Here is an 18,078-nt window from a genome sequence, read left to right on the forward strand (position 1 = left end):
ATAGATTCAAAATCTAAAAACAGAAAGGAAATGAAGCGTGTTAAAAATTTATGATACCATGTCTCGTGATTTGCGAGAATTTATCCCCATCGAGGAAGGAAAGGTCCGCATGTATGTTTGTGGGCCAACGGTTTACAACTATATCCACGTAGGGAATGCCCGCTCAACGGTGGCCTTTGACACGATTCGTCGCTACTTTGAGTATCGTGGCTACGAAGTTGCCTACATTTCCAACTTTACAGATGTGGATGATAAGATCATTAACCGTGCCAAAGAAGAAGGCATTACTCCACAGGAAGTGGCAGACAAGTATATTGCGGCCTTCCGTGAGGATGTAACGGCTCTTGGCGTGAAACCTGCAACCCGCCACCCTCGTGTGGTCGAGTTTATGGATGACATCATTCGTTTTGTCGCTGACTTGATCGAAAAAGACTATGCCTATGAGAGCCAAGGCGATGTCTATTTCCGTGTGGAAAAATCCCACAACTATGCTAAGTTAGCCAATAAAACTCTAGAAGACTTGGAACTAGGCGCTTCAGGTCGGACAGATGAAGAAACAGCTCGCAAGGAAAATCCAGTCGACTTTGCCCTCTGGAAGGCTGCCAAACCAGGTGAGATTTCTTGGGACAGCCCTTGGGGACCTGGTCGTCCTGGTTGGCACATCGAGTGTTCAGTCATGTCAACGGGGATTTTAGGGGATACTATTGATATCCACGGTGGTGGAGCTGACCTTGAGTTTCCTCATCATACCAATGAAATCGCTCAATCAGAAGCTAAGACTGGAAAAACTTTTGCCAATTACTGGATGCACAATGGCTTTGTCAATATCGATAATGTCAAAATGTCTAAGTCCTTAGGAAACTTTATCACTGTGCATGATGCATTGAAGACTATCGACGGCCAAGTGCTTCGCTTCTTCTTTGCGACTCAGCACTATCGCAAGCCCATTAACTTCACAGAAAAAGCGGTGCGCGATGCGGAAACCAACCTCAAGTATTTGAAAAATACCTATGAGCAACCTTTCACAGGAGAAGTGGATCCAGCAGACTTGGAAGGCTTTGTGGACAAGTTTATCGCGGCTATGGATGAAGATATCAATGCGGCAAACGGGATTACCGTCGTCTTTGAATTGGCTAAATGGATCAATTCAGGTCACTACAACCAAGACGTCAAGGATGCCTTGACCAAGATGTTAGAAGTCTTTGGAGTGGTCTTTGTCGAAGAAGTCTTGGATGCAGATATTGAAGCCTTGATCGCTGAACGTCAGGAAGCGCGGGCTAAGAAAGATTTTGCGCGAGCAGATGCCATTCGTGATGAATTGGCTGCGCAAGGAATCAAGCTCTTGGATACAAAAGAAGGTGTAAGGTGGACACGTGATTGATGTCAATCTAATCAATGGGATTGCCCTTGCCTTTGAGGGAGATGCGGTCTATTCCATGTATATTCGCAGACACCTGATTTTTCAAGGGATGACCAAGCCTAATAAGCTTCACCAGGCTGCCACCCGCTATGTCTCTGCTAGAGCTCAGGCAAGCTTGATTGAAAGCATGCTGGAGCAAGAAATTCTGACGGAAAAAGAGTTGGAGATCTACAAGCGCGGTCGCAATACCAATAGCCATACCAAGGCCAAAAATGCCGATGTCGTGACTTATCGGATGTCGACGGGCTTTGAGGCTGTCATGGGCTATCTCCATATGACGGGGGAGCTTTCTCGTCTAGAAGAGCTGATTGACTGGTGCATCCAGCAAGTAGAAGAAGGAAGAAAGCAGTGAAAAATATCAGAGAGTGGTTTCCTCATGCAGAGGTGACGGATCAAGCCAATCCACCAGCTGGTTATGTAGCCATTCCCCTTCAGGCTCATCAATGGTTGCTGCTGAAGGAAGAAGAGTTAACCGAGCGAGAAAAACAATTGATTTCCTGGTTGGGCGGTGAAGAAGAGGTTGCCCCTAATCCTTGGTACCAGTACCTGATCGATGGAAAGGGAGAAGCCCCTCAAGTCATCCAAAAAATGCAGCTTGTCTATTGCCACCTCTCGCATTCAACAGCGGAAGGGACGGCTTCTTGGCTAGAGATGATGCAGACACTCTTGCCCAACTTCCGAGCAACCTTGCAACTGAGCGGACAAGATTATGTGCTTATTCTGGACCAAGATCAGACTTTGCCTGTGGCCGATATCTTAAAAGATACCGTCTCTGCCATGGAGTATGACTTCAATATTCGTTTATCTATCCTGGTCGGGCAAGTATGGACCGAGTCTAAAGACGGGAAAGTGTCTCCTGTCATCCGAGCAGAACAGGCGGTCTTTCGAGCTTGGATTCGAGAAGGCCATCAAGGTGTCTATCGCTTTTCCCAACTCTATCTGTGGGGAATCGAGCAGGCAGATCTGGATCTCACCCCAATCAAAGCAAGCTTGCATCAGTTGATTGAAAGTCAAGATCAATTGCAAGACATCATTGTTGCTCTTTGGGACAATGGGGCAGTCGTAACCAAGGCCGCCCAACAACTCTATCTCCACCGCAATTCGCTCCAATACAAGATTGATAAGTGGGAGGAGTTGACGGGTCTTCAGTTGAAAAATCTGACAGATCTAGCCCTGTGTTATCATTTGGTCTTACAAGATGTGATTTAAACGGAATCAATCTAGAGTTTTGTGCAACTTGCACAAAACTCTTTTTCTTTTTTGTGAGACTTGCCATAGATTTGTAAAACGTTTTCATTTACAATAGAATTATAAAAATCAAAGGAGTACCATCATGGTAGAATTGAATCTTAATCACATTTATAAAAAATATCCAAATAGCGAACACTACTCAGTTGAAGACTTCAACTTGGACATCAAAGACAAAGAATTTATCGTTTTCGTAGGTCCTTCAGGATGTGGTAAATCAACTACTCTTCGTATGATCGCTGGTCTTGAAGACATCACAGAAGGTGAATGTTCGATCGATGGTACTGTTGTAAACAACGTAGCACCTAAAGACCGTGATATTGCCATGGTATTCCAAAACTACGCTCTTTACCCACACATGACTGTGTACGATAACATGGCATTTGGTTTGAAATTGCGTAAATACAGCAAGGAAGATATCGACAAACGTGTACAAGAAGCAGCTGAAATCCTTGGCTTGAAAGAATTCTTGGATCGTAAACCAGCTAACCTTTCTGGTGGTCAACGTCAACGTGTGGCTATGGGACGTGCCATTGTCCGTGATGCAAAAGTGTTCTTGATGGACGAACCTTTGTCAAACTTGGATGCTAAACTTCGTGTATCCATGCGTGCTGAAATCGCGAAAATCCACCGCCGTATCGGTGCTACAACAATCTATGTAACCCACGACCAAACAGAAGCGATGACATTGGCTGACCGTATCGTTATCATGTCTGCTACTAAAAACCCAGCTGGTACTGGTACAATTGGACGTGTGGAACAAATTGGTTCTCCGCAAGAAGTGTACAAGAACCCTGTTAACAAATTCGTAGCTGGATTTATCGGAAGCCCTGCCATGAACTTCATTAACGTGAAGTTGGAAGGTGGACACATCGTTACTAACGGCTTGAATTTGAAAGTTCCAGAAGGTGCTTTGAAAGTCTTGAAAGAAAAAGGTTATGATGGTAAAGAATTGATCTTTGGTATCCGTCCAGAAGACGTGAATACAGAAGCTGCATTCCTTGAAACTTTCCCAGAATCAGTAGTAAAAGCAACGATCTCTGTATCTGAATTGCTTGGTTCTGAATCTCACTTGTACTGCCAAGTTGGTGACAACGAATTCATCGCTAAAGTAGATGCGCGTGACTACCTTGAAACAGGTGCAACCATCGAACTTGGATTTGACTTGAACAAAGCTCACTTCTTCGACAAAGAAACTGAAAAGACAGTATACTAATACCTACTGGCGCTATAGAGACTGAGACAATGTGTCTCGGTCTCTTTCATTTTAAGGAGACAAAACATGGAAAAAGACTGGTGGAAGGGGAAGGTCGCTTATCAGATTTACCCAAAAAGCTTCAAAGATAGCAATGGTGATGGCGTTGGAGATTTGAAAGGCATCACGGAGAAACTCGATTACCTTCAAGACTTAGGGATTGATATTCTCTGGTTATCCCCTATTTACAAGAGTCCTTTTATTGACCAGGGTTATGATATTTCTGACTATTATGCCATTGATCCTATTTTTGGAACGATGGAAGATATGGAAGAGCTGATCGCGGAAGGTAAGAAACGGGGCATTTCCATCATTATGGACTTGGTGGTCAACCACTGCTCCAGTCATCACGAATGGTTCCAAAAAGCTCTAGCGGATCCAGATGGCCCTTATGCGGATTACTTTTATTTCATCGAAAGTGACAAGGAACCCAACAACTGGGAAAGTTACTTTGGAGGCAGTGTCTGGGAACCGGTTCCTGGCACCAACAAATACTATCTCCATTCTTTCCACAAGGATCAGCCAGACCTCAATTGGCAAAATCCTGTCTTACGCGAAGAGATTTACACCATGATCAATTGGTGGTTGGACAAGGGAATTGCCGGTTTCCGGATTGATGCCATTATCAATATCAAAAAGGATTTAGAATGGCGTTCGCTTCCGTCCGATCGTGATAACGGCTTGGTCCCAGTGCCGGAATCGCTGGTCAATGCCCAACCGATTGAACCTTTCCTGCAAGAGTTAAAGGAGCGTACTTTTGCCAAGTACAATGCCTTCACTGTGGGGGAAGTTTTCAATGAAACCGATGAAGAGTTGCATTTCTTCATCGGAAAAGACGGTGTCTTCTCATCGATCTTTGACTTCAAACAAACCATGCTGGGACAAGAAGGAAAAGGCTGGTTCGACCATGCTCTTCCAACTGCAGATGAACTCAAGGAAAGTATTTTCCAAGCCCATGAGCGCGCGGATAGCATTGGGGTGCTCTCGACCATCATTGAAAACCACGACGAACCTCGTGGCGTGTCCCATTATATTGCGGAAGGTCCGGTAAACGATACCAGTAAAAAGGCCTTGGGAACCATTCAAATCTTGCGTAAGGGAATTCCTTTTATCTATCAAGGCCAAGAAATTGGAATGGAAAACCAAGTCTTTGAATCGGTGGAGGATTTTGATGATATCGCGACCATCAATGGCTACCATGTCGCGAAAGAAGCTGGTTTGAGTGAGGAAGAAGCCTTGGCCGCGATTGCCAAATACAGCCGGGACAATGCGCGAACCCCCATGCAATGGTCAGCAGAGCCAGGTCTGGGCTTTAGCGATGGGTCAGCCTGGTTGATCAGCCCAAAACCAAATGTTTCCATCAATGTGGAAGATCAGGAAAAGGATCCAAATTCCATCTTGAATTATTACCGCCAGCTGACGGCCTTGTATCGCCATCCCCTCTATGGGAATACCATCCGGTTCGGGGATATGATCCCAGCTTATCGGGACCGAGAAAACATCATCGCCTTTGAACGCCGTGGGGACAAGCGTCTCTTGGTTGTCAGCAATTTCCAAAATAGCCAGGCCACCTTAGAGTTGCCAGCTCCGATTAAAACGGTCGTTTTAAATAATACTGCAGGATTATTCCAAGAAGGAGACCAAGTGCTAGAATTGGTCCCTTACCAAACGGTTGTGTTGGAATTGGTGGAATAAGGAGAAACTTTGCATCAGTGTTAGGATTTAATGTAGAATAGTATGTTCATTAAATATTCTGGAGAACATTATAAAAGTTTTCTATACTTTAGAATCAGTCAAGTATAAACTGAAACTTTCCGCTGTGAGAAAAGTGTTTGAAACATTATTGTTTCAAACACTCGGGAGTTTTGAGAGTAAAACAGTTTGGGAAACTGTTTTAGCCTGAGCCAAGAAATTAAAGAGCGAAGGGGTTCAAAACAAATTGAACACGGGCTGCGGATACAGTCAAAATAGGAAGTTCTCCTAAAATCTAAAGATTCTGCGTCAAACTTCCTATTTTGACTGTATCCGCAGACGCCCTTTGTATCTTGATTTAGTCATGGAACTTCGAAGAAGTTCGCTGACGTCCGTACTCACCTAAGGAAAGTTTTGAAAGATATTTTATCTCCAAAAAGAACCTTCGCGTCTGCGAAGGTTCTTTTCATGTCATCCAAGTCTAAACCTGGAACTTACTCAACTTCTTTCTTTTTCAAGAGGAGGAAGCCTCCGCTAACGGCTAACAAGAAGCCGGAAAGAATGAAGTGCGCAGTTGTGTCTTCTCCAGTTTGTGGCAATTGTGCCTTGGCTGGACTTTCTTGGAAGCTTTGTCCTACTTGGTAAGTCAAGGCTTGCACGCTTTCTTCATTTTTAGTTGTCATTTCTTTTTGTGGAAGGAGCACTTTAGGAGTATCCTTCTTGGCTAAGATTGGCTGTGGATTGCTTGTTTGGTTATGAATTGGAACCACCACTTGATCTGGTTCTTTAGCTGGAACGTAATCCATCAAACTTGCCAACTTGCTGCCAAAGATCGCATTGGTTACCCAGCGGAAGAAGTGGACAGGGTGTTGACGGTTGGTTGGATTTCCTGCATAGACAAAGAGTGGTTGTCCCATCAGTTCTCCAGAGATGGCCATGACTTTGTTAGCCAGAACATCGTTATGTGGCCACCAACCTGCAATATAATAATCGCTCGGAGCGATGCTCATCAAGGTCTTGAAATGCTCTGGAACCTTTTCAATCCAGTTTCCTGAGTTGGAGTAGAAGAGGGTATTCTTCTTGTATCCGCTGGTCAATGGATCCTGATCATCAATGATGGCTTTCATCAAGCCTTCGTAGTCACTACCGCCTTTTAGTTTTTCAGCGTCAAATCCTGTAAGAACTCCCAATTTTTCCAATTTTTGCATGGCTTCCCCACCAATGACAAGGGTTGGTTTTTTACCAAAAATGGAAGCGTCAAAGCGGTTGCTTTCCAAAATAACAACATCCGCTTCTTCTGGCGTATTGACGATTTGGAAGCCTAATTTTTCAAGGACCAAACTAGTATGAGCAGGCGCATCTACTCCAGCCCAATTATAGTGGTAGTTTGGAGAGTAGACCTTCATCGGTTTCAAGGTTGGGCCGCTTGGTATCTTGTAGAGGGCATCACCATAAATGGCATAGTTTGGTAGGAGCGAAGCAAAGGTATCGCGGTCAACGATGTAGCCATCATCTGTTAGGTAGACAGATTTTCCTTGTGCAATAGCCTGGTTGACAGCTTTAACGGCACTGGCTGAAGTATTTGCGATCACATAGTAAGGAGCTTTTGGATCGATCTCAGAGGTACGAGTGGCGCGGGTGGTGGTGACTTCTCCTAATTTTCCGTTGAAAAGACCATCCGCAAAGACAGGTTCGGACTTGAACCCTCTCATATCTGGGAAGTTGACCAGCAGCTCTGCATACATAGCAGCCCAGGCAGATTCGTTGGAGCCCTTGTAGAGAATATGGTTGGCATAGCCACGTTTGGCTTGGGCCATGTCAATGACTAAGTCCCCTTTTTTATAGTTACCAATATCTTCTTTGAGTTCCTTAACGAGGACACCATTGCGTTTGAAGTAGTCGATCATATTGAAGGCTTCTTGGGCATCGTTGTCTTTGTCGAGGCTCATTGGGATGACGTAGTAGTCTGGGAAGAATTTCGGACGACCGTTTTTCACACGTCCAACGATTTCTCCATTTGGGCCGACCAGTTCATTTTCGGCTTTTGGATCTTCGGTTTTATTGAGACCGCGCAGGTAGAAGTTGAGACGCATCTCAAGGAGACGGTCTGTATCTTGGTTGAGGAAGTCAATTCCGCCTAGGACAGCATTGCGACCCGCGTTATAGGACTCTTGGTTAGATTCCGGAATTTCGATAGTATGGCCTAAGATACCATGGTAGACAGCATAAACCCCTGTATAGCCAGAGAAGGAGTCATCCCAGCCATCGCCCCAATCCAGTTTTGGAATGATGTAACTATTGTATTTAGAATTGGCAACTCCTGCCCGTCCCATATGATGGGCATTTTCTAGCATCAGGTCTGACAGAAGATCGTATTCGAAGTTCGGATCATGTGGTGGCGTTGCAGGTTCGATTAAGAATTCTTTGACAAAACCGTGTAAGTCGTAGAGAGCGATCGGATTCCATTTGTTGATCATTTGGATAACCGTGCGAACTTCAGGGTTGGTTTGGTAGCTGGCATCCCGGTTTGGATCGAGCCCGTTTGCTAGGGCCCGCAGGTTGAGAGCATCCCCATCTGGGTTTTCCGTGAAGTCAAATAAGAAGATGAATTTATTGAGCAAGGTTGGAATATCTAGAGTGACAGTTTTAGCATTTCCAGCTTCATCTGTAGTGTTAAAGGTCACCTTTTCCTTGGTCGCAAAAGTATTGAAGAGGCCTGTGATGATATCAATGCCTGGCTGTTCATCCGCGTGGGTGTTGTGGACTAAGACAGGTAATTTGTAATCCAAGGTCTTGTCTTTTAGTGCGGCTAGCATTTCGCTTGGCTTAGTCAAAGCTGTAGGGTTGGTACTAGAAAGGTAGTGATCGATGCTGGCTTGGTCCTTGCTCACGATCCCCATCTTCATATCCCGGCCTTGGGCACTCTTGCCAAGAGTTTCCAGCTGCACCAAACGATCAGGTTTCGCTTCTTCCTTGGATTTTTCGATAGCAGCTAGCATTTCTTCATGTGTATGGTAGTCTTGGTATGGTCGAAAAACAAGGGTCTTATTGATGGTGATTCCTAAGTCTGCATTGGTTCCGACCAGCTCATGATTGCCGATGTAGTTGCGGTAAGTCCGGCGAATATTATTTGGGCTACGAAGACTGAGATCTTCACCAAAGAGATCCTGCACGTCAATGTGGAGATCCAGATCATTTCCGTTTGCGGTCTCTGTGATGGTAAGGAATGGATCCTTGCTCAGTGTTCCTGTCTCCATATCCCAGGTTTTCCACTCAGAGAGAGGCTTATTGTCTAAAGTCCAGCTGATCTTGCCAGCAGCTTGAGCTTTTTCTTGGACTTTGTCATCAATCGTACTCTTTTCAGAGAGATAAATGGTGCTATCTGCCAATCGTGTCGCTTGGTCAGCGGTCGTTGTAGCACGGTTAGTGACTGGACTAGCGGCTGGAGTAACTTCTGTAGTAGAAGTCGCATCAGAAGTCGCTGCTCTTTCTGCAGGACTAGCAGGAGTTACTTCTGTGGCTGTAGCGGGACTAGTCGTCTCGGCTGTCACAGGTTGCTCAGTAGCAGGTGTCGCTTCAAGGACCGTGCTTGGTTCCGTTTGAGGCGCTTCTAAGCTATCGGCTGAAGCTTGGCCATGACCGATAACGGAAAGCAAGACAGCCGCTGAGAGGCTGAGTGTTGTAGTGTACAAATGTTTCTTATACGAAGACTTCATATAGAAGACCCTCCTTAAAAATGTTATTACAGTTCCAGTATATCATTAAAAGAAAACGTTTACAATATATGTGCAAAAAAGAGGGTGGATAAAAATCCAGCCTCTTGAAATGACATTTGAAAAACAGATGATAGGGTAGTTGCTTCCTCGAACAGTCTCCCCTATTTATTCGTTAACTTTATGAAATTGTTGGTAAAAATCAACCTTGATCTGGATGAAATTTTCTAAGTCTCTTAAAAGTTGGAGTAAGGTAGCGCGTGTTTCAAATTCCTCACGGGTCTTAGGAAGAGGGCGTTCGCGGAAGATCGCCAAATACTGAGTAATATCATCTAGAAGATCTTGGGCAGGATTTTCCTGACTTAACTGTTGAGCCGTCTTCTTAAAAAGTTCAGCAAGGATCATACTTTCACTCGCCGCCAACTGACAGCGGTTGACGTTTTCTGCCATATCTCGCAGGATATCGTTTTGTCGCTTGCGCATTTCGAAGTAGTGAATATGGTAGTTGGTTTGGTGAAAGAGGTGGTTGGAATGGTCTAGATAAACTAGATTTAAAGCGTCCTTTAGGATACCATCCAACTCCTTAATCAAGCGAGCATCATTGCGACCATCCCCTTTACCAAGAAATTCCACAAAACGACCAAGGATCTTTTTCAGTTGGTCTTCAACAACATCATGGTAATGATCGATCGCCGCCTGATTCGAAGGCATATAGAGATTGGCCAGCAAGGCAAAGCTGGTTCCAATTAAAAAGAGAGCAAGTTCATTGAGCAAGAGTCCCCAGGAAGTAGACTGCTCAATCAAGAGATGGGTGACCAGCACCGTACTAGGCGTGATGCCGATCTGCCAGCCCAATAGAAAGGCACAAGGAACATAGAGAGCGATAAAGACACCCAATGCCCAGAGGTTGAACCCTAAAAAGGAAAAGGCGAGACTTCCGATAGCAAGGGCCAGCAAGGTTGACATAAAGCGCTGGTAGGCCTGCTTGATGGTGCTGCGACGTGTATCCGAGATACTCAAGATGGCAATGACGCCAGCTGAGATGGCATAGGTCAAGCCCAGAGCATAAGCAAGGGCCGCTGCTAAACAGGTGGCCAAGGTGAGCTTGATGGTTCGTTGAAAAAGAGGCATGGCTTCCTTTCTAGTTCGGTTCGTTCATTGAGATAGATTTGATTTCATTATATCATGAATTGGCCTCTTCCTCCTTTCTTGTGGTATACTAGTTCTATGGAAAATAACGATATCGTATACGGTGTTCACGCAGTCACCGAGGCTTTACAAGCCAATACAGGCAATAAATTATATATTCAAGAAGACCTACGAGGAAAAAATGTCGACAAAATCAAGGCCTTAGCAGCTGAGAAAAAAGTGTCAATTTCTTGGACTCCAAAGAAAACCCTGCAGGAAATGACAGAAGGAGCTGTTCACCAAGGCTTCGTTCTTCGTGTGGCAGCCTTTGCTTATACAGACTTGGCAGTGATTCTGAAACAGACAGTCCAAGAAGAGAACCCGCTTTTGTTGATTCTCGATGGCTTAACAGATCCGCACAATCTTGGATCCATCTTGCGTACAGCTGATGCGACCAATGTCTCAGGCGTCATCATTCCTAAGCATCGGGCAGTAGGGGTAACCCCAGTAGTTTCAAAAACTTCTACCGGAGCAGTGGAACACATTCCCATTGCACGTGTGACAAATCTTAGCCAAACCTTAGACAAGCTCAAGGAAGAAGGCTTCTGGATCTTTGGGACCGACATGAACGGCACGCCATCTCACCAGTGGAATACGGCTGGTAAGTTAGCCTTGATCATCGGCAATGAAGGAAAAGGGATCTCAGCCAATATTAAAAAGCAAGTCGATGAGATGATCACCATTCCCATGAATGGTCATGTGCAAAGCCTCAATGCCAGTGTGGCAGCAGCCATCCTTATGTATGAGGTCTTTCGTAATCGACTATAATCCTAGAAAGGCAATGATATGAAACGAAAAATCTTATTGGTTGACGGCTATAATATGATTGCCTTTTGGCAGGAGACCCGCCAGCTCTTTCAAAAAAGTGAGCTCGATGCAGCCCGCAATATCCTTCTGCAAAAACTGAGCCACTATGCTAGCTTTGAAGGGATCGAAGTCATCTGTGTCTTTGATGCCCAGTATATGCCAGGAGTGCGGCAGACCTATGAGGAGTTCAATGTTCAGGTGGTCTTTACCGGTGAGGATGAAACGGCAGATGACTATATCGAGCGCTTGGCGGCAGAGCTCAACACGCCCCTCCACCAAGTATCGGTCGCAACCAGTGACTTAAATGAGCAATGGACTGTCTTTGCTCAAGGGGCCCTTCGGGTATCCGCTAGAGAGTTAGAAAAACGGGTCGCAGTCGTCAAAGGAAACCTCAATCAGGCGCAGCGAGGGGTCAACGATCAAAAACCACCCATGCGACCACTCGATCACGAAGTATTACGACAATTACAAGAAATGATGGGAGACAAGTAATGACATTTGCTATTTTGACAGATTCGACCGCAGATTTAGATCAGAACTGGGCCAAGGAACACCAGGTGACCATTCTTGGGTTGACCATTGAGTTAGATGGGACGGTTTACCAGACAGTTGGCGAAGGTCAATTGACCAGCCCTGAGCTTTTAGAAGCCATGAAAAATGGAGCTAAACCGACAACCAGTCAGGTCAATGTGGGCCAATTTCAGGAAACCTTTGAACAATTTGCCAAAGAAGGGAAAGACCTGCTTTATGTAGCCTTTTCATCGGTCTTATCTGGGACTTATCAGAGTGCAATCATGGCACGAGACCTGGTTTTAGAAGACTACCCGGAAGCCGTGATCGAGATTGTCGATCCGAAGGCTGCTGGGATTGGAGAGGGATATCTGGTCATGCGGGCAGTAGCTGCGCGTGATGCAGGCCGTTCATTAGCAGAAGCCAAGGAAGAGATCATGGACCTAGCGCCAAGACTGCGGACTTATTTCCTCGTCGATGATCTCTATCACCTCATGCGTGGAGGCCGTCTTTCCAAGAGTGCTGCGATCATGGGAAGTTTGGCCAGTATCAAACCCATTCTCTGGATTGATGCGGAAGGGAAATTAGTGCCAATTACGAAAGTTCGTGGACGCAAAAAAGCTATGCGAGAACTACTGGAGCTGATCAAAGCAGATATCGGTGAAAGCACAGCCTTGGTATCTTATACCAACGATCTAGAAGGAGCCGAAGCACTGAAGCAAGAAATGCTTGCGCTTGAAGGCATCGATGAAGTTCTTGTGATGCCTCTTGGACCAGTTATTTCAGCCCACGTTGGCCCGAATTCCTTGATCGGATTTGTCATTGGAAAAGAAAATCGTAAATAATTTTCCAAATCGGTTGACTTTTATCTTAGAATTTTGATACAATAGTAGGCGGTATTGTTTACCCCATTTGTAAGGCCCCGGAACCTTTCAAATAACTCGCGGACCGGAACATCCGCCCTGTAAACAAAAACGACATTCATATAGGAGAAATCATGAACAAAACTACATTCATGGCTAAACCAGGCCAAGTAGAACGCAAATGGTACGTTGTTGACGCAACTGATGTACCTCTTGGACGCCTTTCAGCAGTTGTTGCTAGCGTGCTTCGCGGAAAAAACAAACCAACATTCACACCTCACACTGATACAGGTGACTTCGTAATCGTTATCAATGCTGAAAAAGTTAAATTGACTGGTAAAAAAGCAACTGATAAGATCTACTACACTCACTCAAACCACCCAGGTGGATTGAAATCAATCTCTGCTGGTGAACTTCGTTCTAAAAATGCAGTACGTTTGATCGAGAAATCAGTTAAAGGTATGCTTCCACACAATACTCTTGGCCGCGCTCAAGGTATGAAATTGAAAGTATTCGTTGGAGCTGAGCACACTCACGCTGCACAACAACCAGAAGTTCTTGATATTTCAGGACTTATCTAAGGAAAGGAACAATAAAGTATGTCACAAGCACAATATGCAGGTACTGGACGTCGTAAAAACGCTGTTGCACGCGTTCGCCTTGTTCCAGGAACTGGTAAAATCACTGTTAACAAAAAAGATGTTGAAGAGTACATCCCACACGCTGACCTTCGTCTTGTAATCAACCAACCATTCGCAGTTACTTCAACTGTAGGTTCATACGACGTTTTCGTTAACGTTGTAGGTGGTGGTTACGCAGGTCAAGCAGGAGCTATCCGTCACGGTATCGCTCGTGCCCTTCTTCAAGTAGACCCAGACTTCCGCGATTCATTGAAACGCGCAGGACTTCTTACACGTGACTCACGTAAAGTTGAACGTAAGAAACCAGGTCTTAAGAAAGCTCGTAAAGCATCACAATTCTCAAAACGTTAATCAACACGATTATATCAACGTTTCAAAGCACTCAAGAGTTTACCTCATGGGTGCTTTTTCTATGTTTTTTGAAAAAGTTCACCTCAAAGTTTACCTTATTTTCACCTTATTGTTTAAGAGACTGTAAGGCAAATTCACCGACTGCCATAGGGACTACATTAGAGGTATTGACATAAATCTGTGTTGTACCTGTGTCGCTATGTGTCAGAGCTTCAGAAATAGCTTCTAAGCTCATTCCTGCCTGTTTAGCGAGTGTTGCTCCAGTATGACGTAGTTTATGTGGTGTAGCGTGTGTAAGCTCTGGGTGTCGCTTTCTGATAGTTTTCATCTTATTATTGAGATAGTCAGAATGTAAAGGTTTATTGATATTTCCTCTGGTATCTATGTAAGTGAAGATGAATTGTTCTGGATTAGTGATGATACCAAACTTTGCCAGTTCATATTTTTGTTCTTTTTTCCATAAAGTCAGAAGTTGAAGCAAGTCGCTAGAAATAGAAAAGATAGTTTTTTTATTTCCTTTGGTAGATTTTACTTGTCCGTATCTATCTAAAGCCTGAATTAACTGAATCTGAGATTTTGAAAAGTCGATATGTTTCCACTGGAGAGCATATGTTTCTGATTTTCTATCTCCAAGGAAAAAAGTGAGATAAAAAAGAACGTAATCTTTGAGTGATATTTTATCGTTCTCTAAATCTTCTTTAAAGGCTGTGAACCATTCTTGGAGTTGCTCATGAGTTAAAAATAAATCTTCATCACGTTTTGATTCTGCAAGTTGAATTTTTTTGACAGCCTTAATTCGTCTTAAAGTTTTTGCAACTCTGTTTGCTTCAATATATTCAAGTTCTTCCGCCCAATCAAAAATAGAAATAACGTAACTTCGTAAAGTCTTAAAATTTGCATATTCGTTAGCTTTTGACGTCATCAAATTTAGAATAACCTGTTTATTTTGGTTTAAAAATTGAATCGTATAGTTGCCAAGAAGTGGTAGTATATGCTTTTCAAAACATGTTTTGGTATTAGCAATTGTTGACCTGCTTGGTGGCTTAGAAGTAGATGTAGTTTGTCCTGCTTTGTAGGATTCCCACCAAATATTATTATAGAAGTCTGAGAAAAGAATATCTTCTTTTCCTAGTCCCGAAAAGACGTTGTCTTCAATTTGGTTTAGCTTCGTAAGTAGGTCTATCTCTGCTTGTCGTGCCTCCTTTCTTGTTTTAAATCTTTTATCATAATAGTTATTGTTAACGATACCAAGAGGCATTCGTGCTTCTAATGGTATATAGACTTTTAAGCGGTAAGTTCCGTTTTTTGTCTTACTGATAGTCATGATATTCTCCTTTATATCGAACCAGAAAATATCATGACCATTATAAAATAAAAATCTTGATTTTTCTAGTTGTTACTGTTTAGCCAGCGGTCAATAGAATCTTTGTGGAATCGAATTGTTTTTCCAATTTTGATTGATGGAAGCCCCTTTTGAATCCAAAAATCAAGAGTATTATTAGAGATCCCTAAATATTCACAAGCTTGTTGCTTATTTAGATAGGGGCAGTTTAAACTGTTTTGTCCTAATTGTTGTTCAATTTCTTTTTGAATAAGGTTGGATAGTAGTAGTTGAATTTGGTGAATTTGCTCATCTGGTAGGATTACTTGCATTCGTTATCCTCCTTCCCATATCTAGAATGACGGCGTGAGTCCAAATATTTTGCAAAGAAGTAAGTTTTATCCATAACTAAACCTAGCAACTGTTGATTATCTTTTCTAGCGTATCTGACTAAGTTGTTAAATTCTGTAAAATTGTGTTCCTCTATGATATCGATTACCATTGAAAAAAATTCGTCACTGTTGTTGCTAATCAGGAATTTATCCAGTTCAAAACCACAACCAGTTTCAATTTCGTTGATATCGTACAGAGTCTTTTCAGGATTTTCTGCATGAGTGAAGTAGTCATACATTCCTTTAGGAGACATAACAGGTTCTACATGGGCAGGTGTATTGAGGTTCTTAGTTAGTAATTCGGAAACTTGAGAATAGCTTTTGAGTGAATCAAAATATAATGCTCCATGCTTGTGAGCTTTTTTAAATTCTCCCGTTTCCTTATTGATGTCTTTGTCGTGCCATGGGCTGAGAACAAAAGGGATATGCATGTTCTCTAAAACATCCAGATAATGCTCAGGGGCACTTTCCTGATAGAGAAGGAAAGCCCACTTGTTCGAGCGTTTTTCTTTAGCCATTTATTTCCTTTCTATGATTGATGATTATTGGTGTAATGGGGGTCGTAGTAACCCCATTACATGTGCATAGATGATTTTGAAAACACGGGGCTTTTGGCTTTCACTTTGTGAGCCAAGCCCCATATTTTCCCTTATCTCTTAGTTCCTGTAAACCAAAGCTTATTACCTTTTCGATATGGTGAAGAAAAATAATAGTTTGGATTGCTACTTGAAATTTCTTCCTTGATATCATCTTCCATTTCTTTCAGTAACTTTTGAGCCTGTTGAGTTCTTGGAATGGCAAGTAAAACAGTGACAGTTTCTTTTCTTACATCTACCGTACACCCTAAGACAGAGTGATTGAAGCTTTTTAAAATAGGGTTGATGCGAGTAACAGTCTGATTCTCAATTGTATTCATTGGTTCAGATTGTTCATCTTGCTTCAGAAATTGTCTCATTCTAGAAGTCTGGTAGATAGACTTGAAATAATTCCATAATGAATCTTTTAAAAATCTTTGAACTAACTCAATGATAACCAAAAGAGCAGGAACGAGAATAAGGCAGAATGACAATACTTGAATGTAATGTTCAAGAGCAGTCAGCTTATCTAGTATTGTTGTAAAAAGTCCCTGCATTCCAGAGAGTTTGGTGGTTTCTAACATTTGAATAAGTAAGTTGATTCCAATCCTAAAGAGAAAGCTAAACAAGGCAAGGACTATTAAGTTCGCATTTAGGTTGTAGGTCGTTTGAAAGAAAGTTTTTTTCATAGGTTACAGAATGCCTTTCTTTGTATAGTAAGTAGGGCAAAGGAGAGGTAAAACTTGATAAGGATGTTCATTATCAATAATTTGAATAAGTCCAGTTCCTTTTCCTATAGGGATAACAATGCCTTCAGGGTCTAGATCGGGGAATAGAAATTGTGTTGTCTTCTTGTTGATATTACCAATTTGAATTAGAACATTTAATTGCTCCCTAACAGATATAGGTATAGTATTATAGTCATAGCGCTGGCTAACGAGCAATAGATGGATAGATGTGGCACGGCCCAAAAGAGAAACTTGTGATAAGAGAGAGAAGAATGAATCTTTTATAGTTTTATTGACTCCCTCGGTCAACGCTAACACTTCATCAATGACAATTGTAAAATGTTCAAATTTATGATCTGGATTATCATAGAGAATCTCCTGCCTCTGTTGGATAAGATTCAAGCAGATACTCAAATTCTCGTTGATTTCTGAAACAAAGTCAGACTTAGAACGATTCTTTTGAGGATGTAGAACCGGAATGCCATGTTCGCGAGCCCATCGACTGGGTGTATCAAATTTGGGATCTACAATTATTAAATCTGAAATGTTTTTTAGTAGACTAAGAAAATAGGTCAGAGCGTAAGACTTACCAGAACCGCTATTCCCAGCGATAGCCATAGAAGTTACTTTGTTGTAGTCAAGATTAAGATTTTTCATGATGGGAATCAGATTTCCCTTTTGTTTTGCCGTGAATTCTTCCAAATCAGCAATCACTAGACGTTCAGAAATGCCTGCTTTCCAAGGGAAGAAGAGTCCACGCTGTTTGTATCTAGCGCCATAAAATAAGCTGAATTTTGTTTGAGAAGAGTGAAGCGAGGATAAAGAGCAGCATTCGCAATTAGGAAAATTTTCTGATAGAGTTCATCATCAATGATATAACCAGCTGGCAAACGAGGAAGAAAGAGGAATCCTTCTTCCATAATTTTGCAGTCAAAGCTGTTAGTATAGCTAGTTTCTCCTTGCATAATGCTTCCAAGTCCCATATTGAGGCTTTGGAGCAGATATTGTCCTAGTTCTCGATTTGTCATTATTTAACCTCCTTGAGATTGTCAGCTTTGAAGTAGACGTTAAAGCCAACTTCGCAAGCTTGAAGATTATCAAACTGTACCAATGCCTTATAAGGTGGTAGCTCCACTTCGGATTCAAATTTGACGGTAAAGGGCGGAAGTCCTTTTTGTGAGAACCAAGCTTTATAAGCGATGATTTCACCTGTTGGTTGGCCGTCTTCAAATTTAATTTGTGCTTCTAGTTCGGTGCTTAAGCAGAGAATGCCCTGCTTGTTATCAATATATTCATTAGCAGTATTGACTGAGTAGCCACCTTTGCGATTGCGTGTTTTCATTAGATTTACCTCTTGTTTGATTATTTGTCTTA

Annotated in this window: 17 protein-coding genes and 1 pseudogene; 10 read left to right on the plus strand and 8 right to left on the minus strand. The window is 42.8% G+C overall.

Translation table 11 applies throughout. From position 1 onward, the window contains the following. Nucleotides 1–37 precede the first annotated feature (37 nt). From cysS to HMPREF0833_RS09005, 5 genes are all read left to right on the plus strand, one after another. Complete coding sequence (gene cysS / locus HMPREF0833_RS08985) at nucleotides 38–1,381, plus strand: cysteine--tRNA ligase (RefSeq protein ID WP_013904595.1); 1,344 nt, start codon at nucleotides 38–40, stop codon at nucleotides 1,379–1,381. Continuing rightward, the gene (locus tag HMPREF0833_RS08990; protein WP_003004765.1) at nucleotides 1,374–1,772 is read left to right on the plus strand and encodes a Mini-ribonuclease 3; all 399 of its coding nucleotides are present in this window, start codon (nucleotides 1,374–1,376) and stop codon (nucleotides 1,770–1,772) included. Before cysS ends, HMPREF0833_RS08990 begins: the two co-directional genes overlap by 8 nt. Continuing rightward, the gene (locus HMPREF0833_RS08995; RefSeq protein ID WP_013904596.1) at nucleotides 1,769–2,629 is read left to right on the plus strand and encodes a helix-turn-helix domain-containing protein; all 861 of its coding nucleotides are present in this window, start codon (nucleotides 1,769–1,771) and stop codon (nucleotides 2,627–2,629) included. The genes HMPREF0833_RS08990 and HMPREF0833_RS08995 overlap by 4 nt, the downstream gene beginning before the upstream one ends. Before the next feature lie 124 nt (nucleotides 2,630–2,753). Beyond that, nucleotides 2,754–3,884 (plus strand): ABC transporter ATP-binding protein, encoded by a 1,131-nt coding sequence (locus HMPREF0833_RS09000; protein WP_013904597.1) that lies wholly within the window; start codon nucleotides 2,754–2,756, stop codon nucleotides 3,882–3,884. A gap of 66 nt (nucleotides 3,885–3,950) precedes the next feature. Next, the gene (locus HMPREF0833_RS09005; RefSeq protein WP_013904598.1) at nucleotides 3,951–5,618 is read left to right on the plus strand and encodes an alpha-glucosidase; all 1,668 of its coding nucleotides are present in this window, start codon (nucleotides 3,951–3,953) and stop codon (nucleotides 5,616–5,618) included. Between the two features lie 491 nt (nucleotides 5,619–6,109). Here the strand turns inward: HMPREF0833_RS09005 and HMPREF0833_RS09010 are convergent, their stop codons facing one another. Next, nucleotides 6,110–9,331 (minus strand): LPXTG-anchored zinc carboxypeptidase, encoded by a 3,222-nt coding sequence (locus HMPREF0833_RS09010; protein ID WP_013904599.1) that lies wholly within the window; start codon nucleotides 9,329–9,331, stop codon nucleotides 6,110–6,112. A 165-nt stretch (nucleotides 9,332–9,496) separates the two neighbouring features. Next, the gene (locus HMPREF0833_RS09015; RefSeq protein ID WP_013904600.1) at nucleotides 9,497–10,459 is read right to left on the minus strand and encodes an aromatic acid exporter family protein; all 963 of its coding nucleotides are present in this window, start codon (nucleotides 10,457–10,459) and stop codon (nucleotides 9,497–9,499) included. Nucleotides 10,460–10,555: 96 nt separating this feature from the next. On the opposite strand from HMPREF0833_RS09015, the gene rlmB reads away from it, so the two are divergent. From rlmB to rpsI, 5 genes are all read left to right on the plus strand, one after another. Continuing rightward, nucleotides 10,556–11,284: a 23S rRNA (guanosine(2251)-2'-O)-methyltransferase RlmB gene (gene rlmB, locus HMPREF0833_RS09020; protein WP_013904601.1), complete on the plus strand. Its 729-nt coding sequence runs from the start codon at nucleotides 10,556–10,558 to the stop codon at nucleotides 11,282–11,284. A gap of 18 nt (nucleotides 11,285–11,302) precedes the next feature. Further along, on the plus strand, nucleotides 11,303–11,815 hold the full coding sequence (locus tag HMPREF0833_RS09025; protein ID WP_013904602.1) for an NYN domain-containing protein: 513 nt from the start codon (nucleotides 11,303–11,305) through the stop codon (nucleotides 11,813–11,815). Continuing rightward, complete coding sequence (locus HMPREF0833_RS09030; RefSeq protein WP_013904603.1) at nucleotides 11,815–12,678, plus strand: DegV family protein; 864 nt, start codon at nucleotides 11,815–11,817, stop codon at nucleotides 12,676–12,678. The genes HMPREF0833_RS09025 and HMPREF0833_RS09030 overlap by 1 nt, the downstream gene beginning before the upstream one ends. 152 nt (nucleotides 12,679–12,830) lie before the next feature. Further along, nucleotides 12,831–13,277, plus strand: coding sequence for a 50S ribosomal protein L13 (gene rplM / locus HMPREF0833_RS09035; protein WP_002876943.1), 447 nt, complete (start codon nucleotides 12,831–12,833; stop codon nucleotides 13,275–13,277). Nucleotides 13,278–13,295: 18 nt separating this feature from the next. Next, the gene (gene rpsI, locus HMPREF0833_RS09040; RefSeq protein ID WP_000075969.1) at nucleotides 13,296–13,688 is read left to right on the plus strand and encodes a 30S ribosomal protein S9; all 393 of its coding nucleotides are present in this window, start codon (nucleotides 13,296–13,298) and stop codon (nucleotides 13,686–13,688) included. A gap of 106 nt (nucleotides 13,689–13,794) precedes the next feature. Here rpsI and HMPREF0833_RS09045 read toward each other — a convergent pair whose 3' ends face one another. From HMPREF0833_RS09045 to HMPREF0833_RS09070, 6 genes and pseudogenes are all read right to left on the minus strand, one after another. After that, on the minus strand, nucleotides 13,795–15,012 hold the full coding sequence (locus HMPREF0833_RS09045; RefSeq protein ID WP_013904604.1) for a site-specific integrase: 1,218 nt from the start codon (nucleotides 15,010–15,012) through the stop codon (nucleotides 13,795–13,797). Nucleotides 15,013–15,077: 65 nt separating this feature from the next. Next, nucleotides 15,078–15,341: a helix-turn-helix domain-containing protein gene (locus HMPREF0833_RS09050; RefSeq protein WP_013904605.1), complete on the minus strand. Its 264-nt coding sequence runs from the start codon at nucleotides 15,339–15,341 to the stop codon at nucleotides 15,078–15,080. After that, entirely contained in the window at nucleotides 15,332–15,919 is a 588-nt protein-coding gene (locus HMPREF0833_RS09055; protein WP_013904606.1) for a replication protein, read from the minus strand. The genes HMPREF0833_RS09050 and HMPREF0833_RS09055 overlap by 10 nt, the downstream gene beginning before the upstream one ends. A gap of 131 nt (nucleotides 15,920–16,050) precedes the next feature. Further along, complete coding sequence (locus HMPREF0833_RS09060) at nucleotides 16,051–16,665, minus strand: hypothetical protein (RefSeq protein ID WP_013904607.1); 615 nt, start codon at nucleotides 16,663–16,665, stop codon at nucleotides 16,051–16,053. 3 nt (nucleotides 16,666–16,668) lie between these two features. Then, a pseudogene (locus HMPREF0833_RS09065) lies at nucleotides 16,669–17,732 on the minus strand (cell division protein FtsK). After that, the gene (locus tag HMPREF0833_RS09070) at nucleotides 17,732–18,046 is read right to left on the minus strand and encodes a hypothetical protein (RefSeq protein ID WP_013904610.1); all 315 of its coding nucleotides are present in this window, start codon (nucleotides 18,044–18,046) and stop codon (nucleotides 17,732–17,734) included. Before HMPREF0833_RS09070 ends, HMPREF0833_RS09065 begins: the two are co-directional and overlap by 1 nt. Nucleotides 18,047–18,078 lie beyond the last annotated feature (32 nt).

The sequence above is a fragment of the Streptococcus parasanguinis ATCC 15912 genome, from assembly GCF_000164675.2.
Lineage (GTDB): Bacteria > Bacillota > Bacilli > Lactobacillales > Streptococcaceae > Streptococcus > Streptococcus parasanguinis.